Annotated in this window: 25 protein-coding genes and 1 pseudogene; 19 read left to right on the forward strand and 7 right to left on the reverse strand. The window is 31.8% G+C overall.

Annotation, left to right across the window (positions count from 1 at the left end):
- Positions 1 to 186 precede the first annotated feature (186 nt).
- The 4 genes from IEU88_RS12010 (at position 187) to dinB (ending at position 4,631) form a co-directional block, all read left to right on the forward strand.
- Entirely contained in the window at positions 187 to 1,104 is a 918-nt protein-coding gene (locus IEU88_RS12010; protein WP_096808906.1) for a diacylglycerol kinase, read from the forward strand.
- Between the two features lie 138 nt (positions 1,105 to 1,242).
- Complete coding sequence (rlmD, locus tag IEU88_RS12015; RefSeq protein WP_103372595.1) at positions 1,243 to 2,604, forward strand: 23S rRNA (uracil(1939)-C(5))-methyltransferase RlmD; 1,362 nt, start codon at positions 1,243 to 1,245, stop codon at positions 2,602 to 2,604.
- 202 nt (positions 2,605 to 2,806) lie between these two features.
- Positions 2,807 to 3,361, forward strand: coding sequence for a DUF3267 domain-containing protein (locus tag IEU88_RS12020; protein ID WP_096808910.1), 555 nt, complete (start codon positions 2,807 to 2,809; stop codon positions 3,359 to 3,361).
- Between the two features lie 199 nt (positions 3,362 to 3,560).
- A complete protein-coding gene (dinB, locus tag IEU88_RS12025) occupies positions 3,561 to 4,631 on the forward strand; it encodes a DNA polymerase IV (RefSeq protein ID WP_096808911.1) in 1,071 nt (356 codons plus the stop codon).
- Between the two features lie 32 nt (positions 4,632 to 4,663).
- On the opposite strand, the gene IEU88_RS12030 is transcribed toward dinB, so the two are convergent.
- Positions 4,664 to 5,218: a 3'-5' exonuclease gene (locus IEU88_RS12030; protein WP_096808913.1), complete on the reverse strand. Its 555-nt coding sequence runs from the start codon at positions 5,216 to 5,218 to the stop codon at positions 4,664 to 4,666.
- Positions 5,219 to 5,705: 487 nt separating this feature from the next.
- Positions 5,706 to 6,212, reverse strand: a complete 507-nt coding sequence (gene ftnA, locus IEU88_RS12035) for an H-type ferritin FtnA (RefSeq protein ID WP_096808915.1) — start codon at positions 6,210 to 6,212, stop codon at positions 5,706 to 5,708.
- Between the two features lie 171 nt (positions 6,213 to 6,383).
- Here ftnA and murT point away from each other — a divergent pair, with 171 nt between their 5' ends.
- On the forward strand, positions 6,384 to 7,703 hold the full coding sequence (gene murT / locus IEU88_RS12040; protein WP_103372594.1) for a lipid II isoglutaminyl synthase subunit MurT: 1,320 nt from the start codon (positions 6,384 to 6,386) through the stop codon (positions 7,701 to 7,703).
- A complete protein-coding gene (gatD, locus tag IEU88_RS12045) occupies positions 7,700 to 8,425 on the forward strand; it encodes a lipid II isoglutaminyl synthase subunit GatD (protein ID WP_096808920.1) in 726 nt (241 codons plus the stop codon). Before murT ends, gatD begins: the two co-directional genes overlap by 4 nt.
- Positions 8,426 to 8,525: 100 nt before the next feature.
- Here the strand turns inward: gatD and IEU88_RS12050 are convergent, their stop codons facing one another.
- Positions 8,526 to 9,512, reverse strand: coding sequence for an FUSC family protein (locus IEU88_RS12050; protein ID WP_096808922.1), 987 nt, complete (start codon positions 9,510 to 9,512; stop codon positions 8,526 to 8,528).
- 177 nt (positions 9,513 to 9,689) lie between these two features.
- Here IEU88_RS12050 and map point away from each other — a divergent pair, with 177 nt between their 5' ends.
- The 5 genes from map to vraR all read left to right on the forward strand — a co-directional run bounded on the left by map (position 9,690) and on the right by vraR (position 13,310).
- Positions 9,690 to 10,442, forward strand: a complete 753-nt coding sequence (gene map, locus IEU88_RS12055) for a type I methionyl aminopeptidase (protein WP_103372572.1) — start codon at positions 9,690 to 9,692, stop codon at positions 10,440 to 10,442.
- Between the two features lie 104 nt (positions 10,443 to 10,546).
- Positions 10,547 to 10,933 (forward strand): hypothetical protein, encoded by a 387-nt coding sequence (locus IEU88_RS12060; RefSeq protein WP_103372573.1) that lies wholly within the window; start codon positions 10,547 to 10,549, stop codon positions 10,931 to 10,933.
- A gap of 16 nt (positions 10,934 to 10,949) precedes the next feature.
- Positions 10,950 to 11,651, forward strand: coding sequence for a cell wall-active antibiotics response protein VraT (gene vraT, locus IEU88_RS12065; RefSeq protein ID WP_096808927.1), 702 nt, complete (start codon positions 10,950 to 10,952; stop codon positions 11,649 to 11,651).
- Complete coding sequence (vraS, locus tag IEU88_RS12070; RefSeq protein WP_096808929.1) at positions 11,648 to 12,691, forward strand: sensor histidine kinase VraS; 1,044 nt, start codon at positions 11,648 to 11,650, stop codon at positions 12,689 to 12,691. Before vraT ends, vraS begins: the two co-directional genes overlap by 4 nt.
- Positions 12,681 to 13,310, forward strand: coding sequence for a response regulator transcription factor VraR (vraR, locus tag IEU88_RS12075; protein ID WP_096808931.1), 630 nt, complete (start codon positions 12,681 to 12,683; stop codon positions 13,308 to 13,310). Before vraS ends, vraR begins: the two co-directional genes overlap by 11 nt.
- 72 nt (positions 13,311 to 13,382) lie before the next feature.
- Here vraR and IEU88_RS12080 read toward each other — a convergent pair whose 3' ends face one another.
- The 3 genes from IEU88_RS12080 to IEU88_RS12090 form a co-directional block, all read right to left on the reverse strand.
- The gene (locus tag IEU88_RS12080; RefSeq protein WP_103372574.1) at positions 13,383 to 14,474 is read right to left on the reverse strand and encodes a YihY/virulence factor BrkB family protein; all 1,092 of its coding nucleotides are present in this window, start codon (positions 14,472 to 14,474) and stop codon (positions 13,383 to 13,385) included.
- Positions 14,475 to 14,779: 305 nt separating this feature from the next.
- Positions 14,780 to 15,064, reverse strand: a complete 285-nt coding sequence (locus IEU88_RS12085) for a YtxH domain-containing protein (protein ID WP_096808936.1) — start codon at positions 15,062 to 15,064, stop codon at positions 14,780 to 14,782.
- A gap of 6 nt (positions 15,065 to 15,070) precedes the next feature.
- A complete protein-coding gene (locus tag IEU88_RS12090) occupies positions 15,071 to 15,535 on the reverse strand; it encodes a low molecular weight protein-tyrosine-phosphatase (protein WP_096808938.1) in 465 nt (154 codons plus the stop codon).
- A gap of 132 nt (positions 15,536 to 15,667) precedes the next feature.
- Between IEU88_RS12090 and IEU88_RS12095 the strand changes: the two genes are divergently transcribed.
- The 3 genes from IEU88_RS12095 (at position 15,668) to IEU88_RS12105 (ending at position 17,824) form a co-directional block, all read left to right on the forward strand.
- Positions 15,668 to 15,871, forward strand: a complete 204-nt coding sequence (locus tag IEU88_RS12095) for a DUF1128 family protein (protein ID WP_096808941.1) — start codon at positions 15,668 to 15,670, stop codon at positions 15,869 to 15,871.
- Positions 15,872 to 15,885: 14 nt separating this feature from the next.
- Positions 15,886 to 17,127, forward strand: coding sequence for an aminopeptidase (locus IEU88_RS12100; RefSeq protein WP_096808943.1), 1,242 nt, complete (start codon positions 15,886 to 15,888; stop codon positions 17,125 to 17,127).
- A 175-nt stretch (positions 17,128 to 17,302) separates the two neighbouring features.
- Positions 17,303 to 17,824: an acyl-CoA thioesterase gene (locus tag IEU88_RS12105; protein ID WP_096808945.1), complete on the forward strand. Its 522-nt coding sequence runs from the start codon at positions 17,303 to 17,305 to the stop codon at positions 17,822 to 17,824.
- A gap of 150 nt (positions 17,825 to 17,974) precedes the next feature.
- Here IEU88_RS12105 and yfkAB read toward each other — a convergent pair.
- Positions 17,975 to 19,135 (reverse strand): annotated as a pseudogene (gene yfkAB, locus IEU88_RS12110) (radical SAM/CxCxxxxC motif protein YfkAB).
- A 177-nt stretch (positions 19,136 to 19,312) separates the two neighbouring features.
- On the opposite strand from yfkAB, the gene IEU88_RS12115 reads away from it, so the two are divergent.
- From IEU88_RS12115 to IEU88_RS12135, 5 genes are all read left to right on the forward strand, one after another.
- The gene (locus tag IEU88_RS12115) at positions 19,313 to 19,483 is read left to right on the forward strand and encodes an SE1561 family protein (protein ID WP_096808949.1); all 171 of its coding nucleotides are present in this window, start codon (positions 19,313 to 19,315) and stop codon (positions 19,481 to 19,483) included.
- A gap of 88 nt (positions 19,484 to 19,571) precedes the next feature.
- A complete protein-coding gene (locus IEU88_RS12120) occupies positions 19,572 to 20,090 on the forward strand; it encodes a type 1 glutamine amidotransferase domain-containing protein (RefSeq protein WP_096808952.1) in 519 nt (172 codons plus the stop codon).
- 297 nt (positions 20,091 to 20,387) lie between these two features.
- Positions 20,388 to 21,200: a monofunctional peptidoglycan glycosyltransferase SgtB gene (gene sgtB / locus IEU88_RS12125; protein ID WP_096808954.1), complete on the forward strand. Its 813-nt coding sequence runs from the start codon at positions 20,388 to 20,390 to the stop codon at positions 21,198 to 21,200.
- Positions 21,201 to 21,644: 444 nt separating this feature from the next.
- Positions 21,645 to 22,463, forward strand: a complete 819-nt coding sequence (gene recX / locus IEU88_RS12130; protein ID WP_096808956.1) for a recombination regulator RecX — start codon at positions 21,645 to 21,647, stop codon at positions 22,461 to 22,463.
- Positions 22,441 to 22,755 carry a YfhH family protein gene (locus IEU88_RS12135; RefSeq protein WP_096808958.1) on the forward strand — a complete coding sequence of 105 codons (315 nt, stop codon included), beginning with the start codon at positions 22,441 to 22,443 and terminating at the stop codon, positions 22,753 to 22,755. The genes recX and IEU88_RS12135 overlap by 23 nt, the downstream gene beginning before the upstream one ends.
- Positions 22,756 to 22,767: the final 12 nt, after the last annotated feature.

A 22,767-nucleotide genomic window follows, 5' to 3' on the forward strand; every position in this document is an offset into this window, starting at 1 on the left:
CTATAATTTCGAGATTTAAAATTTGAAAATCTAATTTTGAAAGAACCTGTAGAGCAATGCTATCTACAGGTTCTTTATTATTGAGTAGGATGCTATATTTTCTTTTAAAAAATAGCCTAATTACTTTTATCATTTAACTAAATCATTTAATATAGAAACTGAGTATAAAAAGTTGAGGGATAAAATATGAGAAAACGAGCTAGAATCATTTATAACCCAACATCTGGTAAAGAATTATTTAAGCGTACATTGCCAGATGTATTAATCAAATTAGAAAAGGCCGGTTTTGAAACAAGTGCCTACGCAACTGAAAAAATTGGTGATGCGACAACAGAAGCTAGACGCTGTTTAACACAAAATTATGATGTTCTAATAGCCGCAGGTGGTGATGGTACATTAAATGAAGTCATCAATGGTATAGCTGAATATCCGAATAGGCCTAATATAGGGATAATTCCAATGGGCACTGTAAATGATTTTGGTCGTGCTTTACATTTACCAAATGATATCATGAGTGCAATTGATGTGATTATAGAAGGTCATTCAACACGTGTGGATATTGGGAAAATGAATAGTAGATATTTTATTAATTTAGCCGCTGGAGGGCAATTAACACAGGTCTCCTATGAAACACCAAGTAGGTTAAAATCCATCGTTGGTCCATTTGCTTACTATATAAAAGGGTTTGAAATGTTACCACAAATGAAAGCTGTTGATATTCGTATTGAATATGATGGTGAAGTTTTTCAAGGAGAAGCCTTGTTGTTTCTTTTAGGTTTGACCAATTCTATGGCAGGATTTGAAAAATTAGTGCCTGATGCTAAATTAGATGATGGGTATTTTACTTTAATTATAGTTGAAAAAGCTAATTTAGCTGAATTAGGTCATATTATGACACTTGCTTCACGAGGTGAGCACATCAAGCATCCTAAAGTACACTATAAAAAAGCGAAATCAATCAATATATCATCATTTATAGATATGCAATTGAATGTAGACGGTGAATATGGGGGTAAATTACCAGGTAATTTCTTGAATTTAAAACAACATATTGAAGTATATACACCTAGTGATATGAAAAACGAAGAATTAGTAGAACAATAAGATTTACGAAACACATAAAAGCAAACTTGAATTATTTCTTGCTTTTAAGTTAAAATAAATAGTCAAAAAATTAATAATAAACTACGAGGTTAGGTAATGACACAAAGTATCCTAACCTCTTTTATGTGGAGTGACAAGATGAAAACATTACAAAAAAATGAAAGATTAGAGGGAAAAGTGGTTGATTTAACACATGAAGGACACGGTGTTGTTAAATTAGATCGTTATCCTATTTTTGTACCTAACGCGTTAATAAATGAAATAATTACATTTAAGGTAATCAAAGTTAAAAAGAATTTTGCCATTGGAAAATTAATAGAAATAAAAGAGCCAAGCAGCGATCGTGTTGAACCACCATGTGTATACTATTACAAATGCGGGGGTTGTCAATTACAACACATGACATACCAAGCGCAATTAAATATGAAAAAAGAACAAGTGATTAATTTGTTCCATAGGAAAGCCGGCTTTAAAGATACAATCATCCACGACACTGTGGGAATGGAGCGCCCCTGGTATTACCGTAATAAAACTCAAGTGCCCGTAGGTAAAAACCAAGAAGGAAAAATAATTTCCGGTTTTTATAGACAGAGAAGTCATGACATTATAGATATGGATGAATGCTTAATTCAAGATCAACTGCATCAACAAATGATGAATCAAATAAAAGCTTGGTTTAATGAATTAAATATAAGTGTTTATAACGAACATAAAAAGCAAGGGCTTATGAGACATGTTGTAGTAAGAACTGGGCACTATTCAAGAGAATTAATGGTGATTTTTGTGACAAACGGGAAAAAATTTAAACAGAGCGATTTACTTGTCCAAAAAATGGTTGATGCGTTTCCTAATATCACAAGTATTAAACACAATATTAATAATACACATTCCAACGTAATAATGGGATCAGAATCTTATACTTTATATGGTAAAGATGCAATTCATGATACTTTATCAGACGTTACTTTCAAAATAAGTGATCAATCTTTCTACCAAATTAACTCGATACAAACTGAAAAATTATATCAACGCGCAATAGAATACGCAGAGTTGAACGGTGAAGATATCGTACTTGATACGTATTGTGGCATTGGTACGATTGGGTTATATATGGCGCCACAAGCCAAGCATGTTTATGGCGTAGAAGTCGTTTCAGAAGCCATTGAAGATGCAAAACAAAATGCGACCATAAACCAATATGAAAATACTACTTTTGTCTGTGGAAAGGCAGAAGAAGTTATTTTAAAATGGAAAGCACAAGGAATTAAACCAGATGTAGTGATGGTTGACCCACCTAGAAAAGGCTGTGACGATACCTTTTTGGAAACACTTTTAGAATTAAATCCAAGAAAAATCGTCTATATATCTTGCAACCCGTCAACACAACAACGGGATGCACAACATTTAGCAAAACAATATAAGTTAACACAAATTACACCAGTTGATATGTTTCCACATACAACACATGTTGAAACTGTTGCTCAATTTGAACATATTTAACAAATGATTATGTGTTGCATTTCTTGCAATACATTGTGTAAAGTTAATTAATTTATTGTTTGCTCAATATTGCAGAGTATTGCAAAGTAAGAAGGTTTGTTAAAATTCAATTACAAGTAACTTACTTTCTAGCATTCCTCTTTCATAGTGGGTTAAATCGTTGTATACTCTAGGTAATAGCGAAGCGCTTGGAGGGTGACTAATGTTTAAAATTGATTTGTTTTCTAATAAAAAGTTATTAGAAGGCTTCTTATTATTTCAATTTACAGTAGTAATGATCAGCATATTGTTATCGTATAAATTTGCTTATTTATTTGCTTCAGTAATAGAGCAAAATATCTTATTTAATTTAATTTATGGTATATTAGGATTTACTGTTATTTATTTATTACATGAATTGGTTCATAATCTGATGTTTCGTTTGTTGTCAAAAGGACAAAAGCCTACTTATCGCATTAAATATGGTTTAATAAAGTCACATATGCCTCAAGTGTATTTTAAAAAATGGCAATATAGCATGATTATGTTAGCACCTTTATTAATTATTACGTTAATTTTATTTACCCTATTTTCTGTTGCTACTTATTCATCTATTATTTTTATTGCAAGTTTCCATATTGGATACTGTGTTAGGGATATATATTTATTATCCGGAGTTTTAAATGCTAATGTTCAATATATTGAAGATACAGAAGATGGCATCATATATTTTACCCAAAATCCCTCTAATCAGTTACAAACTGATACCAAATCGTAGAATGTAAATTAATTTGAGTTAGTATTACTGGTAAATACGTAATCAATGTTTAAACAGATATCGTATTTACATCGTGATAGCTAACTCTTTTTTTAATTGTGTTCATTTTAATGAGCATATTTTATGTAAGGAAATTATTAAGAATGTAAGATAAATACCAATGATATTAATTTAAGATGTTACAAGGGAGGTGTGTGCATTGTCAGAAAGAAGAATCATTCATATTGATATGGATTATTTTTTTGCTCAAGTGGAAATCAGAGATAATCCTAAATTAAAAGGTAAACCAGTCATCGTTGGTGGAAAAGCAAGTGGGAGAGGCGTTGTATCAACAGCATCATATGAAGCTCGAAAATATGGTGTTCACTCTGCAATGCCCACAGCGCAAGCACATAAATTATGTCCTGATGGTTTTTACGTATCACCTCGGTTTGAAGCATACAAAACAGCGTCAAATACGATAATGAACATTTTTAAGAGCTATACAGAAGAGGTTGAACCTTTATCACTCGATGAAGCTTATTTAGATATAACACATCTTGTACGGCCAGATTTACCTGCTTCTACAATTGCTCAATATATTCGAAGAGATATTTACGAAGCAACACAATTAACTTCTTCAGCGGGTGTATCATATAATAAATTTTTAGCTAAATTAGCAAGTGGTATGAACAAACCCAATGGTCTCACTGTTATCGATTATAACAATGTTCATGAAATATTAATGGGATTAGATATTGGCGATTTTCCAGGGGTTGGTAAAGCTTCGAAAGAAAAAATGCATGAACATCAAATTTATAATGGACAAGATTTGTATAATCAAAGTGAGCGAGAGTTAATCCGTTTATTTGGCAAGCGTGGTCATGGATTATACAATAAAGCAAGAGGTATAGATTATAACGAAGTTAAACCCACAAGAATTAGAAAATCAGTTGGAACAGAACGAACATTTGCTACTGACATGAACGATGACGAACAAATTCTCCAAAAAATATGGGAGTTATGTGGTAAAACAGCTGAGCGGTTAGCTAGAATTCAAAAATCTGGAAAAACCGTAACAGTTAAAATAAAGACCTTTAAGTTTGAAACACTGTCTAAGCAAAGAAGTTTAAGAGACCCAGTTAAAAATGAGACAGATATATATAATATTGCCTATAGTTTGTATACAGAATTAAAAGAATCGGAAACACCTATTCGATTGGTGGGAGTCACAGTAGGCAATCTAGAAAAAGCAACATATGAGAATATGACGATTTATGATTACATTTAACTAAAGCGCCACTAACAGACACCATTTCTATTTCAATCTTTATCTTGCAATTGTTTGCCATATATATTGAGCATGCTATTTAAATCATCATAGTGTTTTAATAAGCGAAAGGTTATCATCGCACATGCTTTAGCATCGTTTAAAGCATCATGATGACCATGAAAATCTAGGTTGTAATAAGACATCATATAGTTTAATCCATAACGATGATTATTGATTGTTCTTCTAGATAGTTGTAAAGAACAAAAATATGTCATTGGAGGTGTGTCTTGTCCTATCGCTTTAATGCTCTCATATAATACATTCATATCGAATGCCGCATTGTGAGCAACGACTGGGAGATTCTCGATGAATTGCATCATATAGGGATACACTAAGTCAAATGTAGGTGCATCTATGACATCATTCGGTTGGATACCGTGTACAGCTATATTTTGTTTGGAAAAATAGTCATTAGGATTTATAAGTGTGTAAAAAGATTCTGTGATTTGATGATTGATAACTTTAACCATACCTATTGAGCAAATACTAGTTCGTTTTCCATTCGCAGTTTCAAAGTCTAAAGCAATATAAGCATTGGCGGTCATGAAGCAAGATTCCTTTCTCATTTATGAATATGATATGACTTTATATAATTCTGTTTTTGAAGTCAAGCGAGTCATACTGTTTTCAACTATGTCAGTACTTGTTGATGCTTTGATATTCGTAGTATTAAAAATAACGAAAAGAGGCTGAAACATAAATAATGTGTCAGCCTTAGATATCATATTGGCAATAGATGACTGGAAAGAAAATATAAAAACGCACTTCTTTAAAAACTAGATCTAAGTGCAAATTTTAAAGCGCTAGTTCTAAAGAGCAACTTCTTCATCTATGAAGCTTAGTATTAAGGTTAAGTTCATGCAATGTACTGAATTTAGTAGCACTTATGCGTGAGTCTTTGTTTTTGCATGCTTTTTTCTAATCATTCTTGCCGAGTGTGCAAGGAAATCATTTTATAAAATATGATTTCTGTTTACTCTCTTTTGTATTCAATTCAAACTGAATTTACGAGTAAATAATGGCATGGTTGAACTATGCTTCCTCTTCATTAAAGGAACGTGCTGCCAATTCTTTTTCATATAAATATAATGTATTGCTGTCATCGCCGATGCGTTTTAAATAATCAATATGTGTATCGAACATTGATTCTTCTTCCACCTGTTCATCTAAGAACCAATTTAAAAATGAAATAGTAGCATAGTCTTTATCTTTATTGGCTAGGTCAGACAAGTTATAAAATCTACGTGTTACGTCTTGTTCTTGTGCTAAACCATCTTCAAATGTTTCTAAAATACTTGAGAATTCAGATTTAGGTGCTGGGATAGAATCAAATTTTGCTTGTTCGCCACGATCATTAATATAGTCATAGATTTTGTGACCGTGAAATCTTTCTTCTTTGGCTTGCTGGATATAGAAATTCGCAAAGCCTTCGTAAGACTTGCTATCACAGTATGCAGCCATAGCCATATATGCATGTGCAGCAAAATATTCGTGATTCATTTGTTCGTTTAATGCATCTAATAATTCTTTATTTAACATAAGAAATAGCCTCCATGTATTAGTTTTTAAATAGTATAGCAAAGTTATTCTCATTCGTAAATAATAATTATTATAATCTGAAAAAAAGATGGAGTCTTTTGCATTGAGAATTGTTTGGAATACAACTTAATCGTGTTATAATATTTTAGTGAATAGTAGAGGAGGAAATAAATGAGACAATGGACTGCAACCCGCTTAGCAAAACTGGCAAGACAAGTGAGTAGAGCTGCTGGAAAAAAGGGCACTGATTTACCAGGTCAAGTTGCTAGAAAAGTGGATAAAAATATATTAAGAGAATTGGCGTCTCATGTAGATGAGATTGTATTTATAAGTGGTACAAATGGGAAAACAACTACATCAAATTTAATTGGCCATACTTTAAAAGAGAATCATATTGAAATCATACATAATAATGAAGGTGCAAATATGGCTGCAGGTATTACATCAGCATTTATTTTACAAATAAAAAAAGAAACTAAAATTGCTGTTATTGAAATAGATGAGGGTTCTATTCCGAGAGTGTTAAATGAAGTTACACCAACAATGATGGTTGTGACGAATTTCTTCCGTGATCAAATGGATAGATTTGGGGAAATCGATATTATGGTAAATAATATTGCAAATGCAATTAATAATAAAGGGATTAAATTATTATTAAATGCTGACGATCCGTTTGTAAGTAGGTTAAAGACAGCTAGCGATATTGTAATTTATTATGGTATGAAAAAGAACGCGCACAATTTTGAGCAAAGTTTAATGAATGAAAGCAGATATTGTCCTAATTGTGGTCGTTTGCTACATTATGATTATATTCACTACAACCAGTTAGGACATTATTATTGTGAATGTGGTTTTAAGCGAGAAGAAACAAAGTATGAGGTGACACAATTTGATTTGGCACCTTTTATCAACCTAAATGTTGGTACTACAACATTTAATATGAAAATTGCAGGTGATTTTAATGCATATAACGCAATTGCTGCCTACACTGTGTTAAGAGAATTAGGGTTGAATGATGAATCTATTCAAAAGGGTTTTGAAAGTTATACTTCCGATAATGGGCGTATGCAATATTTCAAAAAGGGTAAAAAAGAGGCGATGATTAATTTAGCTAAAAACCCTGCTGGAATGAATGCAAGTCTTTCAGTAGGAGAACAAATCGAAGGGAATAAAATTTACGTTATAAGTTTAAATGATTACGCTGCAGATGGCCGTGATACTTCATGGATTTATGATGCAGATTTTGAAAAATTAGTAAATCAACAAATCGAAACCATTATTGTTACTGGTACTCGCGCAGAAGAATTACAGTTAAGATTAAAATTAGCAGGGGTAGAAGCACCTATTATTTTAGAAAAAGATATTTATAAAGCGACGGCCAAAACAATGAACTATGCAAATAGTTTTACTGTGGCAATCCCTAATTATACTTCGCTATCACCTATGTTAAAACAATTAAATCACTCTTTTGAGGAGGATAAAACAAAATGAATGAGTTAACGGTTTATCACTTTATGCCTGATAAATTAAATTTATATAGTGATATTGGAAACATTATTGCTTTGAAACAGCGTGCAAAATTACGAAATATCACTTTAAATGTAATTGATATCAATCAAACAGAAGGTGTGACGTTTGAAGAATGTGATATTTTCTTCATTGGTGGTGGCAGTGATAGAGAACAAGCATTAGCAACTCAAGAACTAAGCAAGATAAAAGAGAGCTTGAAAGCTGCAATTGAAGATGGTATGCCTGGATTAACTGTTTGTGGAGGATATCAATTTTTAGGAAGTAAATATATCACGCCAGATGGTATAGCGTTAGAAGGTTTAAATATTTTAGATTTTTATACAGAATCACAAAAAGATCGCTTAACTGGAGATATTGTTATAGAAAGCGATACTTTTGGTACTATAGTCGGTTTCGAAAATCATGGTGGGCGTACATATCATGATTTTGGAACACTGGGTTCAGTAACTTATGGGTATGGTAATAATGATGAAGATGCAAAAGAAGGCATACATTATAAAAACTTACTTGGCACCTATTTACATGGTCCCATATTACCTAAAAATCATGAAATTACTGACTATTTATTAGAAAAGGCCTGTGATCGTAAGGGGATTGTTTTTGAACCAAAAAATGTGGATAATACTGAGGAAGAAGCAGCAAAAAATGTGATCATAGAACGTGTTTCACAGCAAAGCAAATAGCATTACCATAATATTAAAAGCCAAAAGTTGATTGATTCAAATCAGCTTTTGGCTTTTAATGTTCTAGTTTATGTAATGACAATTTTATAAAAAAACAGGTTTAGGCAAAACGATTATTTAATATTCTATAAATCAATAATATTTCATATACGATATGGCTTTTTAATTGATTTTTATCAAATTCATCTAGACCCTTAACAGTCGATTTAAGTAACGATGCAGATTTGGGTTGACGTTCGAAGTGCCCAGAACTATGAATTTTATGTATACTTTGTGCAATGCTTAAAATGGCAACTTTTTCATCTTTTGTAAAAGTAACATAAGTATCTTTAGGCAAGTAAACTAAATTGGATAGATGCGTTATAAATAATCGGTTTGTATGGGTGCGAGTTGTTAATGACTTTAATCGCATCCATTCAGAATTATGGTGTTTGTGGTAACTGAGTTCATCTTTTTGGTAAGATAATAATGTTTCTACTTTTTGGTTTAAATCTAATAATGAATTTAATTGATGATACGTGCTTCCTTTATTAAACTTGCCCATTACGAGTTCACGCATTCGCTGGTTAAATAATGCATACATTTTTTCCTCAGTTAAATTAATAGAGTCATCTAGTTGGTCATAATACTTGGGGGGCAAGATAATAAAGTTTACTAATCCCGCCGTAACAAGCCCAATGATAGCCGTTAATAATCTGGAAAAAAAATTAAAGTAATAAGCATCATGTATACCAGGGATCATAGCCATAGCAGTTAATGTCGCTACGGTTGTGCCTACTTGTAAATTTAATCTTGTACATAAAATGATTGTGCATGTTGCGCTAAATGCATATGTGAATGGAGATTGATCACCAAAAACAAACGTAAATATTACTGCAAATAATGCACCAATAACCGTAGCAGGAAGCCTCTTATACCCTTTTTTTAAAGATGCTTTCGCAGTTGGTTCGATGGTAACGATTGCAGTTAAAATTGCAAAAATCGGATTTAAGTTTAAAGCCAAACAAAAGAAGGCTGTTAAAAAGGTCGCTAAGCCAGTTTTAATTGTTCTAGCGCCTACAATTTTTTTATACCAGATGTCATTCATAAAAAAACTCCTATTAAATTTATACATTAATCGAAATAACCAGAATAGTAAAAGTGGTTATGTCATTATCAGTTTAAAATGTTAAACTATATATGATAAAAATTTTCTAATTTATTATATCAAAAAAAGTCTGCTATAATAAGAAAGAATATAATTTACAAAAAGGAACGGGATAAAATGATTGTAAAAACTGAAGAAGAATTAACAGCGTTAAAAGATATTGGTTATATCTGTGCATTAGTAAGAGATAAAATGCAAGCAGCTACTAAACCAGGTATCACTACTAAAGAATTAGATGACATTGCTAAAGCATTGTTTGAAGAACATGATGCAATTTCAGCACCAATCCATGATGAAAACTTTCCAGGCCAAACTTGTATAAGCGTGAACGAAGAAGTTGCGCATGGTATACCTGGAAAAAGAAAAATCCGTGAAGGTGATTTAGTCAATATCGATGTTTCTGCATTGAAAAATGGTTATTATGCAGATACTGGTATTTCATTTGTTGTAGGTGAAGCGGATAATCCTTTAAAACAAAAAGTTTGTGATGTTGCTTTAGAAGCGTTTGAACAAGCTATGACAAAAGTTAGACCAGGCGCAAAATTAAGTCAAATCGGTAAAGCAGTGCATGCTACCGCACGGAAAAATGATTTGAAAGTGATTAAAAATTTAACTGGACATGGTGTAGGGCAATCACTTCATGAAGCACCAAGTCATGTCTTAAATTATTACGATCCAAAAGACAAAACATTACTAAAAGAAGGTACAGTTATTGCAGTAGAACCATTTATCTCTACTAATGCAACTTTTGTAACTGAAGGCAAAAATGACTGGGCATTTGAAACGCAAGATAAAAGTTTTGTTGCACAAATAGAACATACGGTGATAGTCACAAAAGAAGGACCAGTTTTAACTACTAAAATAGATTAAAATAAGTTTCGGTCTAAAGTCCTAATATAAGATGGTTCCGGAGCCTATACTAATGGTTCCGGATATTTTTTATAATAGAATTTAATCAATCATGAGGTGATTCTATGAATTATATTACGACTTATTTAGAAAAAGTGACTAAACAAACATTTTATTCAAGTTTAATTGAATACAGACAATATCTTGATAAAAAATTAAGAAGTATAGAAATGTACATAAAATATCTATTCGAAAGAAAAATGTATGTAGGAAAATTAATCGATCATTTGACATTGTCTTTAGAGAATAAATATATTGATATATTAGATGAAACATATATCGAATGCGCTCAAGAGGTAGAGCATCATGATATTGAACATATTAAAAACGAATTAAATGAAATGGAAGCAGACTACGCTCGAATTGTAGCCGATTTGTCACAACAAGCAAAAGAAAAAGTGAATGTTGAAACAGAATGTGATTTAATCGAACGCATTAGTTTAGTCGCTTGAAGAAAGGTGGCGAAACATGACTCATAAATATATATCAACTGAGATGCTAATTGTGTTTACAGCATTAATGATAATAGCTAACTTCTATTATATTTTCTTTGAAAAAATTGGTTTTATTTTTGTATTGTTATTAGGTTGTATTTTAGTTTATGTGGGCTATTTATATTTCCATAAAGTACGAGGACTATTATCATTTTGGATAGGCGTATTACTCATCGCCTTTACCTTATTATCCAATAAGTATACGATTATCATATTATTTGTCTTTTTAATTGTGTTAATTGTTAGGTATATATTTTATAGGTTTAAGCCTTTAAAGGTTATTGCGACTGAAGAAGCTGTTGAATCTCCGGAGTTTATCAAACAAAAATGGTTTGGCGAACAACGGACACCTGTTTATGTGTATAAATGGGAGGATTTACAAATTCAACATGGCATCGGTGACATTCACATAGATATGTCTAAAGCTGCCAATATCAGAGAGCATAACACCGTAGTTATTAGACATATTTTAGGTAAAGTGCAAATAATTGTACCACTCAATTACAATATTAAATTACATTTTTCGACACTTTATGGTAATGCCTATGTTAACGAGACCTCATATAAAGTAGAAAATAATAATATTAAGGTCGTAGAAGAAACAAAAGAAGATAACTATGCTGTTAATATTTATGTATCAACATTTATAGGTGATGTTGAGGTGATTTATAAATGAATCACTACATAAGAGCAATAGGGTCAATGTTGATATTAGTATATAGTACTTTTTTCGCCATGTTTTTTATAGACAAAGTATTTGTTAATATCATATATTTCCAAGGCATGATTTACACACAAATATTTGGCATACCAGTTTTATTATTTATAAACTTGTTAGTTATATTACTTTGTATCATCGTTGGATCTGTATTAGCATATAAAATTAATCAACAGAATCATTGGTTACAAGATCAAATTGAGCGCTCCATAGAAGGCCAAACAGTAGGTATCAATGACCAAAATATAGAGTTGTACAATGAAACCATTGAATTATATCAAGCACTGGTACCACTTAATCAAGAAGTTCACAAGTTGCGTATGAAAACGCAAAATTTAACAAACGAATCATATAATATGAATGACGTGAAAGTTAAAAAAATAATAGAAGACGAACGACAAAGGTTGGCTCGTGAACTACATGATTCTGTAAGCCAACAATTATTTGCAGCAAGCATGATGCTTTCAGCAATTAAAGAAACTGAATTACAAGCGCCTTTAGATCAACAAATTCCAGTACTCGAAAAAATGGTTCAAGATTCACAATTAGAAATGCGCGCATTACTATTACATTTAAGACCAATTGGTTTGAAGGATAAATCACTAGGCCAAGGTATCAAAGATTTAGTTGTTGACTTGCAGAAAAAAGTACCCATGAAAGTCGTACACGATATTGAAGACTTCAAAGTACCCAAAGGTATTGAAGATCACTTATTTCGGATTACCCAAGAGGCAATTTCAAATACATTAAGACATTCGAAAGGTACTAAAGTTACAATTGAATTATTTAATAGAGAAGAATATTTATTATTACGTATACAAGATGACGGTAAAGGCTTTAACGTAGATGATAAGGTAGAACAAAGTTATGGTTTGAAAAATATGCGAGAACGCGCCCTTGAAATTGGTGCAACTTTCCATATCGTATCTCTGCCAGATTCAGGCACGCGAATTGAAGTCAAGGCCCCATTAAATAAGGAGGATTCAAATGCCGATTAAAGTATTGTTTGTTGATGACCATGAAATGGTTCGAATCGGAATTTCTAGTTATTTATCTACACAATCAGACATAGAAGTAGTTGGAGAAGGGCAATCAGGAAAAGATGCAATAAAAAAAGCACATGAACTACATCCTGATTTAATTTTAATGGATTTATTAATGGATGATATGGATGGCGTAGAAGCAACAGAACAAATAAAAAAAGATTTGCCGCATATTAAAGTGGTTATGTTAACAAGTTATATTGAAGATAATGAAGTGTACCGCGCTTTAGATTCAGGTGTCGATAGTTATATTTTAAAAACGACAAGTGCGAGTGACATTGCTGAAGCTATTCGTAAAACATATCACAATGAGTCTGTATTTGAAGCTGAAGTATTAGTTAAAATGAGAAATCGCATGAAACAACGTGCTGAATTGTATGAAATGTTAACTGAGCGAGAAATGGAAATCTTATTATTAATTGCAAAAGGATATTCAAACCAAGAAATAGCTAGCGCTTCCCACATTACGATTAAGACGGTTAAAACACATGTGAGTAATGTATTAAGCAAATTAGAGGTACAAGATAGAACACAAGCTGTTATTTATGCATTCCAACATAATTTAATACAATAAAAAAGCTAAAACCTAAGCAGAAATACGACGAGCTCTGCCTAGGTTTTAGCTTTTATGTTTATTATAATCAAATTAATTGTCTTTTTGGTAGTCATCATCATTTTGGTCGTCTTCAATTTGAGCAATTGTTATTTCTTCTGGTGTTTTTCCAGCTACAACTTTTCTTTGATGCATAATTGCATTGATTTCCGCACCGATAATAATGATGAATCCAGTAATATACAACCATAACATGAGTATAATGATACCGGCGATACTACCATATGTTTTAGAGTAATTAGCAAAATTTGAAATGTAAATACCAAATAAATATGAACCACCTAAAAATACGATAGTTGCAAATATAGCGCCTGGTATAACTGAAAGCATTTTAATCTTAACATTTGGCGCTAATGTATAAAGGACAATGAATGCAATGAGTACTACAATGACAGGTAAAGCGAAACGAACTAGATTAAATACCCATTTGATTTGATCGCCTAAACCTATTGGTCCAAAAAGTAATGAACTAATTTGTTCACCAAATGTTGGCAAAATGATTGCTAATGGTAATACAATGATTAACGCAAGCGTGAATAGAACACTTAATAATTTGGAGACAATAAAGTTTCTGCTATCTTCCACATCATAGGCCACATTAAATGAGTTCATCAAAGCTGTCATACCGTTAGATGCGGACCAGAGTGCTAAAATTAATCCGACAGATAAAATGCCGCCACTTGCATTATTCATAATATCACCAACGATTGATGTTACTTGAGGTGCATAATCTTGCGGCACATGATCACTAATCATATTTCTAATCGTTTTTTGGTTAATGCCGAGAGATGGGACGATAGATAATAAGAAAAGTAGCATTGGAAATAATGATAGCATGAAATAATACGATAATTGTGCTGATAAACCAGATGCATCATCTTTTCCAATTCTGTATACTAAATAAGAGAAAAAATTCGAATCTTTAGTATATTTCGCTGGTTTATTGATACGTGATACAAAAAATGCTTGATTGTCTTTTTTTGGTGTTTTAGATTTAAATTCATTAGGTGTAATATATACACGATCACGTTCAATTTGATCGTTCTTGTGTTTTTGCTTCTTATTTTCTTCATCATCTTTGATTTCATTTAGAAAATTAGAAGTAGTTTTATCGTGTTTAGACATATCAAATCTCCTTATGTATTGATATTTAAAGTATACAGTTTAATATACTTTAAATTATATAAAAGGTAAATATGTGTTGCTATATTCTTTTAAGATATAGTAAATTTTTAAAAATAAAATGCTGAAAATAATCAATATATAAAGGGCGAGAAAGAAATCGAAATTTGAAAGTTGATTTCTTGTTCTCGCCCATTGTTAGCGTGATGATAGTTTCAATAATCTTTTAGTTAGGATAGGATTTAAAATTAGTCATCAGCTATGCTCTACCTATACTATATTAATTTAGTAATGAAGTGCTATTTGCGTTAGTCATTTAATCGATTGTTTTTGCGTTCAACAAAAGTGTCTTTGGCATTTTTTAAAGAACGTTCTAATTCTGGATTGTTGCGTCTAATCTCTTCAATTGCATCTTTCCAGTATACGACTTCATCTTTAATGTTTGAAATAGCTGAAGGTTTTTGAGAACGATTGCCTTCTTTAATATCTTTAATTGATTGTTTTAATGATTGGCGTGTAGATTTGTCAGCGAGTGTTGCTGCGCCTCCGATTACAGCACCTAATAATATACCTGGAATTAATTTGTTTTGCATGATGTGTTACTCCTCTCTTAAATTAGCATCTTTAATAATGAAATCAATTAAATTATCACAAGATGATTGTACCATTTTATATACGCCTTCGAAATTATTTGTATAATAAGGATCAGGTACATCAGTCTCATCCATATCACTAAACTCTAACAATTTATACAATTGTCCTTTAATATTTGGATTAATGCTTTGAATAGTATTTACGTTACTTTGATCCATGGCAATAATATAATCAAAGTCGTTATCTGATTCAAATAACTCACTTATCATGCCATCAAATGGGACATTGTGTTCTGTTAGTATTTTTTGTGTCCCTTCATGGGGTGTTTGGCCAAGATTCCATTTACCAGTACCTCTTGAAGTTACTTCTATACCATTGATATCTCTATCTTTTAATCTTTGTCGCATAATAGCTTCTGCCATAGGTGATCGACAAATATTTCCAAGACAAACAAATGCAACTGTAATCATGTGTGTACCTCCAAATTATATAATCCTATTTCCCATTTTAATGCTTTTTCAATCATTTCTAAAGAGGAATTAGGATAAAAGTTTTACAAGGTTAGTAAATTTGATAAAATGAATAAAAAAGAGGTGAGCGTAATGACAAAGAACAATGAAGAAATGATCGGTGAAATTAGGGAACGTTTAAATTTAGTTAATCAAAGTTTAATTGACCCTGAAAAGTATAAATCTGCAGATGAACAAGAAGTGAAAGAAGTATATGATTATGTTACATCTAAAGCGTCATTTACACCAAGCGAAGCATCAGCAATTGCAGACGCACTTGGACAAATTCGTAAATAAGGGAGTGTTGAAACATGGTTCAATTACAAGATAAATTGAAACAATACGCCGAGCTTCTAGCTGGAGTAGGTATGAATATACAAAAAGGACAACCAGTATTTATACGTTCAAGTGTAGATGCTTTGGAATTAACACATTACATAGTTGAAGCTGCATATAAAAGAGGCGCTTCTGATGTGAAAGTTGAGTATAGCGATGATCGGTTATCGCGTTTGAAATTTGAATATGAACCAGTTGAGCATTTCGAACTTAATGAGGTTAAAGATTACGAAGTGGCTAAACGTATGGATTACGTTCAACGTGGTGCAGCTAACTTGGCGCTTATCACGCAAGACCCAGATTTATTAAATGGTATTGATAGGGATAAATTATCTGCATTTCAAAAGCAATATGCTACGGCATATAAAGGGTATATGGAAGCAAGTCAAAAAAACCAATTTCCTTGGTGTGTAGCTGCTTTTCCTTCTAAAGCGTGGGCGGCACGTGTATATCCAGATTTATCTGTAGAAGAAGCATATGTTAAATTTATAGATGAAGTTCTAGATATTGTCAGAGTAGATGGTAATGACCCAGTAACAAACTGGGAAGAACATATTGCTAATTTAAGTAAACATGCTGATAAATTACAACATAAGAATTATAAAACTTTACATTATATTTCGGAAGGGACTGATTTAAAAATTGGCCTTCCTAAAGGACATATATGGGAAGATGCAACAAGTTATACCGAAAACGGACAAGCATTTGTTGCTAATATACCAACAGAAGAAGTATTTACTGCGCCCGATCGTTTAAATGTAAATGGGTACGTGACAAACAAATTGCCGTTAAGTCATAATGGCAATATTATTGATGGGTTTACCTTGACATTTAAAGATGGTGCAGTAGTTGATTTTACTGCTGAACAAGGTGAAGATGTGCTACGTGATTTATTAAATACAGACGAAGGAGCCAAACATTTAGGTGAAGTGGCTTTAGTTCCAGATGATTCTCCAATATCAAACCGTAATACGATATTTTATAACACATTATTTGATGAGAATGCGTCTTGTCATATTGCATTAGGTTCAGCATACGGTTTTAATATTGAAGGCGGCACGACCATGACTACAGAAGAAAAACTAGCACATGGTTTGAATGATTCGTTAATCCATGTAGACTTTATGATTGGCAGCCCAGATTTAACTATTTATGGTATTCTGGAAAATGGTGATCAAGAATTGATTTTTGAAAATGGTAATTGGACTAATGATTAAAATTAATTTACGAAAACGAGTAGTTCTTATGCAAGCGTCTTAACGCTTGTATTCTTTTTCTACTCATGCCTGCTGGAGCGGGACAATGAAATTGTTTAAGAAAAATGCGATTTCTGTCCCACTCCTTTCATTTAATACGTTTTATCTAAGCTTTTAAAAGGGGAAGGGTTATTTTATGGGAACTACTAATAGTAAAGCAATGTCAAAATCTAGAAGCATTAAAACAAGACAAGTATTTCCACAAGACACTAATCATCATCATACTATGTTTGGTGGGATGCTTATGGCAAATATAGATGAAATCGCTGCGATTACCGCAATGAAACATAGTAACGCACAAGTTGTGACTGCATCTACAGACTCCGTAGATTTTTTAAAACCAATCAAAACAGGAGACGTTGTCTCATATGAAGCTATGGTGTCATATGCAGGTACTTCTTCGATGGAGGTTTGTGTGCAAATTACAATTGAAGATGTATTGAAAAATGAAAGACATTTAGCAGCACTTAGCTTTTTAACATTTGTTGCATTGAATGATGTTGGCAAACCAATATCTGTGCCACAAGTCTATCCAGAAACAAAAACGGAAACATGGTTTCATGAAACAGCATTAGCAAGGGTGAAACGCCGCAAAGAAAGAAGACAAGAAAGTAAAGAGACAATTGAATTTTTAGCTAATGTACAACATATAGAATGAAGTGTATTAAATCCGTGAGAGTTACATATAAAAGCGAATTGCTTACAAACAAAGAGAGTATATCAAGTTAAATGTCATGAGTGATGGATTAGGTTATGACATTTCAAATGATATGCTCTCTTTATTTAACTTATTGAATTGCAGCTTTATTTAATCCATAGTATATATACGACGCATGTTTGATTCATTTTCTTTAAAATCTGATTGAGGGTAATACATATTTTTAACAAGTATATTGGGACCTAAACAACTAAATTGAGCGCAATGGCAGTTGATGGATTGAGCTAAGGGCGATTTTAGCCATGTGCTAAATACATCTGTTAGTTTGTCATTTTTAATATTAGATAGCGTGCCGTTTTCATCCCCAAAATCTGTGACAATAATATTACCAGTAAATACGTTGACGTTTAGTCTATTTCTCCCATCTGGATCATTTCTCAATGAAACGTTTTGAGCATTTCTAAGCTTTTGAAGTAGGGCTTGGTCCTCCTCATCCCTAATACAAGGATAAATTGGTAGCGTCCCGAAAAGCATTCATGTACCTGGATGACGATGATCTAAAAGATAATGTATAGTTTCTTTTATTTCTCTCAATGATAGTACTTCTAGTTGACTTGCAAAATCAGCAGGATACATCGGATGTATTTCATGTCTCTGACATTTCATATCATAAACAATTTCATTATGTATTTTATTTAAGTGAGGTTGTGTACTTTTATTTAACATGGTTTCTGCTGATATAAACATACCTTGTTCGGAAAGTGTACGAGTGTTTAATAACATTTGATCATATAACTTTAGCTTTGCTTTTAAAGGTGGTTGTTTTTGCATAGCACCAAAACCCACTTCAGTAAACGTATCAATTGTTCCCCAATTGTGAGAGATATGCATTACATCTATATATTCAGCAATCTCTAGATACCTATCTAATGACAATATTAGGTTAGAATTCATTTGTACATATATGCCACGGTCAAAAGCATATTTCAACAGGGGTTTAACTACATTTTTAATAGATTTTTTTGAAAACATAGGTTCGCCACCGGTTATGGATATCGTTTTTAAATTGGGCACTTCGTCTAATCGACGATAAATTAAATCCATTGGCAATGGCGTAGGGTCTGAAGTTTGTAGCGTATAACCTACTGCACAATGGCTGCAACGCATATTGAATAAATTAGTGGTTGTAAATTCAATATTACTTAATGTTAATTGATTATGTTCTGAAAAGTCATTATAGGCTTCCCAAGGGCCGTGAGATATAGATATAGGCTTTTTAAAATGAGGTAAAGCAGAGTTTGAACTAGTCATTTTTAACATCCTTTTATAATGGTTTCGTTGTGATTAGGAAAGTGATCCGTAACTATGTGTATCATCATTTCTAAAACGTGATGTTTTTATTTCAGTTTAATATTATTCAGACATTACCAAAATTTGTCAAATCCATGTTAATATAAGAATATATGAAAAAAAGGAGTTACAAATATTATGGATGAAAATCAAACAATTGATCAAATTAAGAAAAGATTAGAGAAATTTATTGATGATATTGATCATGTGAACCCTGATGAAGTTAAAGTAGAAGATATAGATGAATGGATTGGTTTGTTGGATCAATTAGAAGAAAAAGTTAAGACAGTATCTCATACGTCAGATTAATAGTTAACGAAATTCAATCAGATATGTTTAAAATTTAAATTTTAGTCTAAACACTTTATAGAACGCAAATAGAGAAAGGTGATAATTCATGGCTAAAAAAGTAGCAATTATTGTAACTAATGAATTTGAAGATGTGGAATTAACAAGTCCAAAAGAAGCAATTGAAGAAGCAGGACATGAAACAGTTATTATTGGTAACGAGGCTAATAGTGAAGTGGTAGGTAAACACGGTGCAAAAGAAACAGTAGATGTAAGTATTGCTGATGCTAAAGCAGAAGACTATGATGCTTTATTAATACCAGGCGGTTTCTCACCTGACCATTTACGTGGTGATTCAGAAGGTAGATACGGTACATTTGCTAAATACTTCACTAAAAATGATGTTCCAACATTCGCAATTTGCCATGGACCACAAATATTAATTGATACTGATGATTTAAATGGCAGAACGTTAACAGCGGTGTTAAACGTTCGTAAAGATCTTGCTAATGCAGGTGCTCAAGTTGTCGATGAATCTGTAGTAGTCGATAATAATATTGTTACAAGTCGTACACCCGACGATTTAGATGATTTTAATAAAGCAATTGTAGATCAACTAAACGCTTAATTTATTAAATTAAGCAACATTCGTTTGAATAGATAGTTTAGAATTAGAAGTTAACTCATTATATGAATGAGTTAACTTTTTTGTTGTCTCTTAGGCGTTTCATTGATAAATGTAATTTATAAGTAATAGCGTGTCATGTTAATATACCTAAAGATGAGTAAACTATTTATTATAAAACCTTAAAACGATATACTCATACACCCTTGGACTGATTTTTACTATTTACTATAGATAAAAATTCCAACAATTGATAAACTCACTTATAATGATATGAGAGCAATATAAAGGAGCTACCGCATGAAAAGAAGCGATCGTTATAAGCAAACACACAAAAAATCCCAAACTCATACTGTAAATGAACCTCAATACAATACTTATTTTCAACCAGTCACAAAATCACAAAAGACAAAAAGAGGAAAAGGGCTGTTTTTTAAACTCCTAATTCTACTATTAGTTATAGTAGGCATTTTTATAGGTGCTATGTATGCGTTATCGTCTCGAGCAGACGTTGATGATTTGCAAAATATTGAAGATAAAGATACTTTTGTTTCTGTATCTAATATGCCAGATTATACTAAAGGCGCTTTTATAGCTATGGAAGATGAACGATATTATAAGCATCATGGATTTGATATTAAGGGAACATCACGTGCTATTTTCTCTACTTTGAGCGATAGAAATGTACAAGGTGGAAGTACAATTACACAGCAGGTAGTAAAAAATTATTTTTATGATAATGAACAATCGATAACACGTAAACTCAAAGAATTATTTGTTGCACATCGTGTTGAAAAAGCGTACAGCAAAGATGAAATACTCAGTTTTTATGTGAATAATATATTCTTTGGAAGTGATAATTATTCAGTTGAAGCAGCCGCAAATTATTATTTTGGAGTCACTACAGATAAAAATAATCAAAATTTGCCTCAAATTTCAGTATTACAAAGTGCTATATTAGCAAGTAAAATTAACGCACCCAGTGTTTATAATATTAATGACATGTCAAACAATTTTATAAACCGAGTAAAGATAGATTTAGAAAAGATGAAACAACAGGGGTATATCTCTAATGATCAATATAAAAATGCTTTATTAGAGTTAGGTGTATAAACAGCATAGGTGTTCTGAATTGAAGCGTAAGTAATGTTTTGATTTCTAGTATTTGCATCAGATCAAATGACAATAAAGGAAAAATTTATATCAATCCGTTTTAACGCTATTTATGCTAAAGCACCGTGTATCCATGTGGTTTGACTCATATGTCCTCATTAATTCTTGGTACTATTTATGATTTGATTTGGATTTTAGCTCATTTAATCCGCTGTGCAGATGAGCCTCTCTTAATGTAAGGCTCCAGTACGTTATTCTTTTTTAGCCATCCTTAATGGAGCGGGACAACGAAACCATTTTTTGAGAAAAGTGATTTCTGTTCCGCTTCTTTTTAATGTTATAATTTAATTAAGTACATATTTTTCAGTAGATGTTTAAATATAAAAACCACTATAATTCCATTCATAATCGATATAAGTTATTCTTATAAGTGGAGTGAATACAATGCCGAAAATCACAAAAATTGAAGTACAAAAAAATAATAAAGAACGTTTTAATTTATATTTAGATGATGAATTTGAAATGGGTATCGATATTGATACTTTTGTCTATTTCAACCTCAAAAAAGACCAAATAGTTGAAGCACAAGATATGGAAAAAATTCAAAACTATGAACAATATAGACAAGCTATCAATATAGCTATTCAGTATTTATCTTATAGAAAAAGAACTGAACACGAAGTAGCGCAACATTTATCTAAAAAAGATATATCTGAACCTGTTATTGCAAATGTTTTAGAATACTGTCATAAACAAAAACTAATAGATCATAAAGATTATGCTAATAGTTTGAAAAATACGATGATTTTAACGACAGACAAAGGTCCTGAGATTTTCAAACAAAAATTGCATCAAGCTGGTATCGAACAAAAATTAATTGATGAATATGCGCTTATTTATATTGAGGAACAGCCGTTAGATGACATTTTAAAAGTAGCTAAAAAAATTTTAAAACAGAAGAAGGGCCCTCAAATAAAACGAAAAGAAAAACTAACACAATCTCTAATGCAAAAGGGTTATACGTTTGACACCATTAACCTAGTTATAGAAGCGTTGGATTTCTCACAATCCGAAGAAACATTAGATATATTGCTACAAGATGAGTTAGAGAAAGCGTATAATAAATTTTCAAAAAAATATTCAGGTAAAAAAATAATTAATAAAACAATTGAAACGCTTATGAGAAAAGGTTACCAATATGATAAAATAAAATCTAAACTAGAAGAGAGTGGTATAGAAGATGGAACGGAAGAAATTGAGTGAAATGAGCGAAATAGAATTACGTCATGAAATTCAAGGGTATAAAGAACAAATGCGTAAAGCAGAAATGAACGGTATATATAATGAGTATGATGTATATGCTAGTAAAGCCATTATAGCTGAGAGTTATTTAATAGATAGAAATAAAGTAGAACTTGGTAAAATATATCAATTAAATGACGGAACTGGAAATTATTTTAAGGTAGAACGGCTTAAAGGCGTTTTTGCATGGGGGTTCAGAATTAATAGTTCAGAACCAGAAGAAGGTTTGCCTCTAGCATTATTAAAACTGTAGAAGGATGAAGAT

The sequence above is a fragment of the Staphylococcus nepalensis genome, from assembly GCF_014635045.1.
In the GTDB taxonomy this organism is placed as follows: domain Bacteria; phylum Bacillota; class Bacilli; order Staphylococcales; family Staphylococcaceae; genus Staphylococcus; species Staphylococcus nepalensis.

What these genes read in the sequence shown, in the direction of transcription:
- IEU88_RS12010 (WP_096808906.1), top strand. Translation starts at nt 187, where the DNA reads ATGAGAAAACGAGCTAGAATCATTTATAACCCAACATCTGGTAAAGAA.
- rlmD (WP_103372595.1), top strand. Translation starts at nt 1,243, where the DNA reads ATGAAAACATTACAAAAAAATGAAAGATTAGAGGGAAAAGTGGTTGAT.
- IEU88_RS12020 (WP_096808910.1), top strand. Translation starts at nt 2,807, where the DNA reads ATGTTTAAAATTGATTTGTTTTCTAATAAAAAGTTATTAGAAGGCTTC.
- IEU88_RS12030 (WP_096808913.1), bottom strand. Translation starts at nt 5,218, where the DNA reads ATGACCGCCAATGCTTATATTGCTTTAGACTTTGAAACTGCGAATGGA.
- ftnA (WP_096808915.1), bottom strand. Translation starts at nt 6,212, where the DNA reads ATGTTAAATAAAGAATTATTAGATGCATTAAACGAACAAATGAATCAC.
- murT (WP_103372594.1), top strand. Translation starts at nt 6,384, where the DNA reads ATGAGACAATGGACTGCAACCCGCTTAGCAAAACTGGCAAGACAAGTG.
- gatD (WP_096808920.1), top strand. Translation starts at nt 7,700, where the DNA reads ATGAATGAGTTAACGGTTTATCACTTTATGCCTGATAAATTAAATTTA.
- IEU88_RS12050 (WP_096808922.1), bottom strand. Translation starts at nt 9,512, where the DNA reads ATGAATGACATCTGGTATAAAAAAATTGTAGGCGCTAGAACAATTAAA.
- map (WP_103372572.1), top strand. Translation starts at nt 9,690, where the DNA reads ATGATTGTAAAAACTGAAGAAGAATTAACAGCGTTAAAAGATATTGGT.
- IEU88_RS12060 (WP_103372573.1), top strand. Translation starts at nt 10,547, where the DNA reads ATGAATTATATTACGACTTATTTAGAAAAAGTGACTAAACAAACATTT.
- vraT (WP_096808927.1), top strand. Translation starts at nt 10,950, where the DNA reads ATGACTCATAAATATATATCAACTGAGATGCTAATTGTGTTTACAGCA.
- vraS (WP_096808929.1), top strand. Translation starts at nt 11,648, where the DNA reads ATGAATCACTACATAAGAGCAATAGGGTCAATGTTGATATTAGTATAT.
- vraR (WP_096808931.1), top strand. Translation starts at nt 12,681, where the DNA reads ATGCCGATTAAAGTATTGTTTGTTGATGACCATGAAATGGTTCGAATC.
- IEU88_RS12080 (WP_103372574.1), bottom strand. Translation starts at nt 14,474, where the DNA reads ATGTCTAAACACGATAAAACTACTTCTAATTTTCTAAATGAAATCAAA.
- IEU88_RS12085 (WP_096808936.1), bottom strand. Translation starts at nt 15,064, where the DNA reads ATGCAAAACAAATTAATTCCAGGTATATTATTAGGTGCTGTAATCGGA.
- IEU88_RS12090 (WP_096808938.1), bottom strand. Translation starts at nt 15,535, where the DNA reads ATGATTACAGTTGCATTTGTTTGTCTTGGAAATATTTGTCGATCACCT.
- IEU88_RS12095 (WP_096808941.1), top strand. Translation starts at nt 15,668, where the DNA reads ATGACAAAGAACAATGAAGAAATGATCGGTGAAATTAGGGAACGTTTA.
- IEU88_RS12100 (WP_096808943.1), top strand. Translation starts at nt 15,886, where the DNA reads ATGGTTCAATTACAAGATAAATTGAAACAATACGCCGAGCTTCTAGCT.
- IEU88_RS12105 (WP_096808945.1), top strand. Translation starts at nt 17,303, where the DNA reads ATGGGAACTACTAATAGTAAAGCAATGTCAAAATCTAGAAGCATTAAA.
- IEU88_RS12115 (WP_096808949.1), top strand. Translation starts at nt 19,313, where the DNA reads ATGGATGAAAATCAAACAATTGATCAAATTAAGAAAAGATTAGAGAAA.
- IEU88_RS12120 (WP_096808952.1), top strand. Translation starts at nt 19,572, where the DNA reads ATGGCTAAAAAAGTAGCAATTATTGTAACTAATGAATTTGAAGATGTG.
- sgtB (WP_096808954.1), top strand. Translation starts at nt 20,388, where the DNA reads ATGAAAAGAAGCGATCGTTATAAGCAAACACACAAAAAATCCCAAACT.
- recX (WP_096808956.1), top strand. Translation starts at nt 21,645, where the DNA reads ATGCCGAAAATCACAAAAATTGAAGTACAAAAAAATAATAAAGAACGT.
- IEU88_RS12135 (WP_096808958.1), top strand. Translation starts at nt 22,441, where the DNA reads ATGGAACGGAAGAAATTGAGTGAAATGAGCGAAATAGAATTACGTCAT.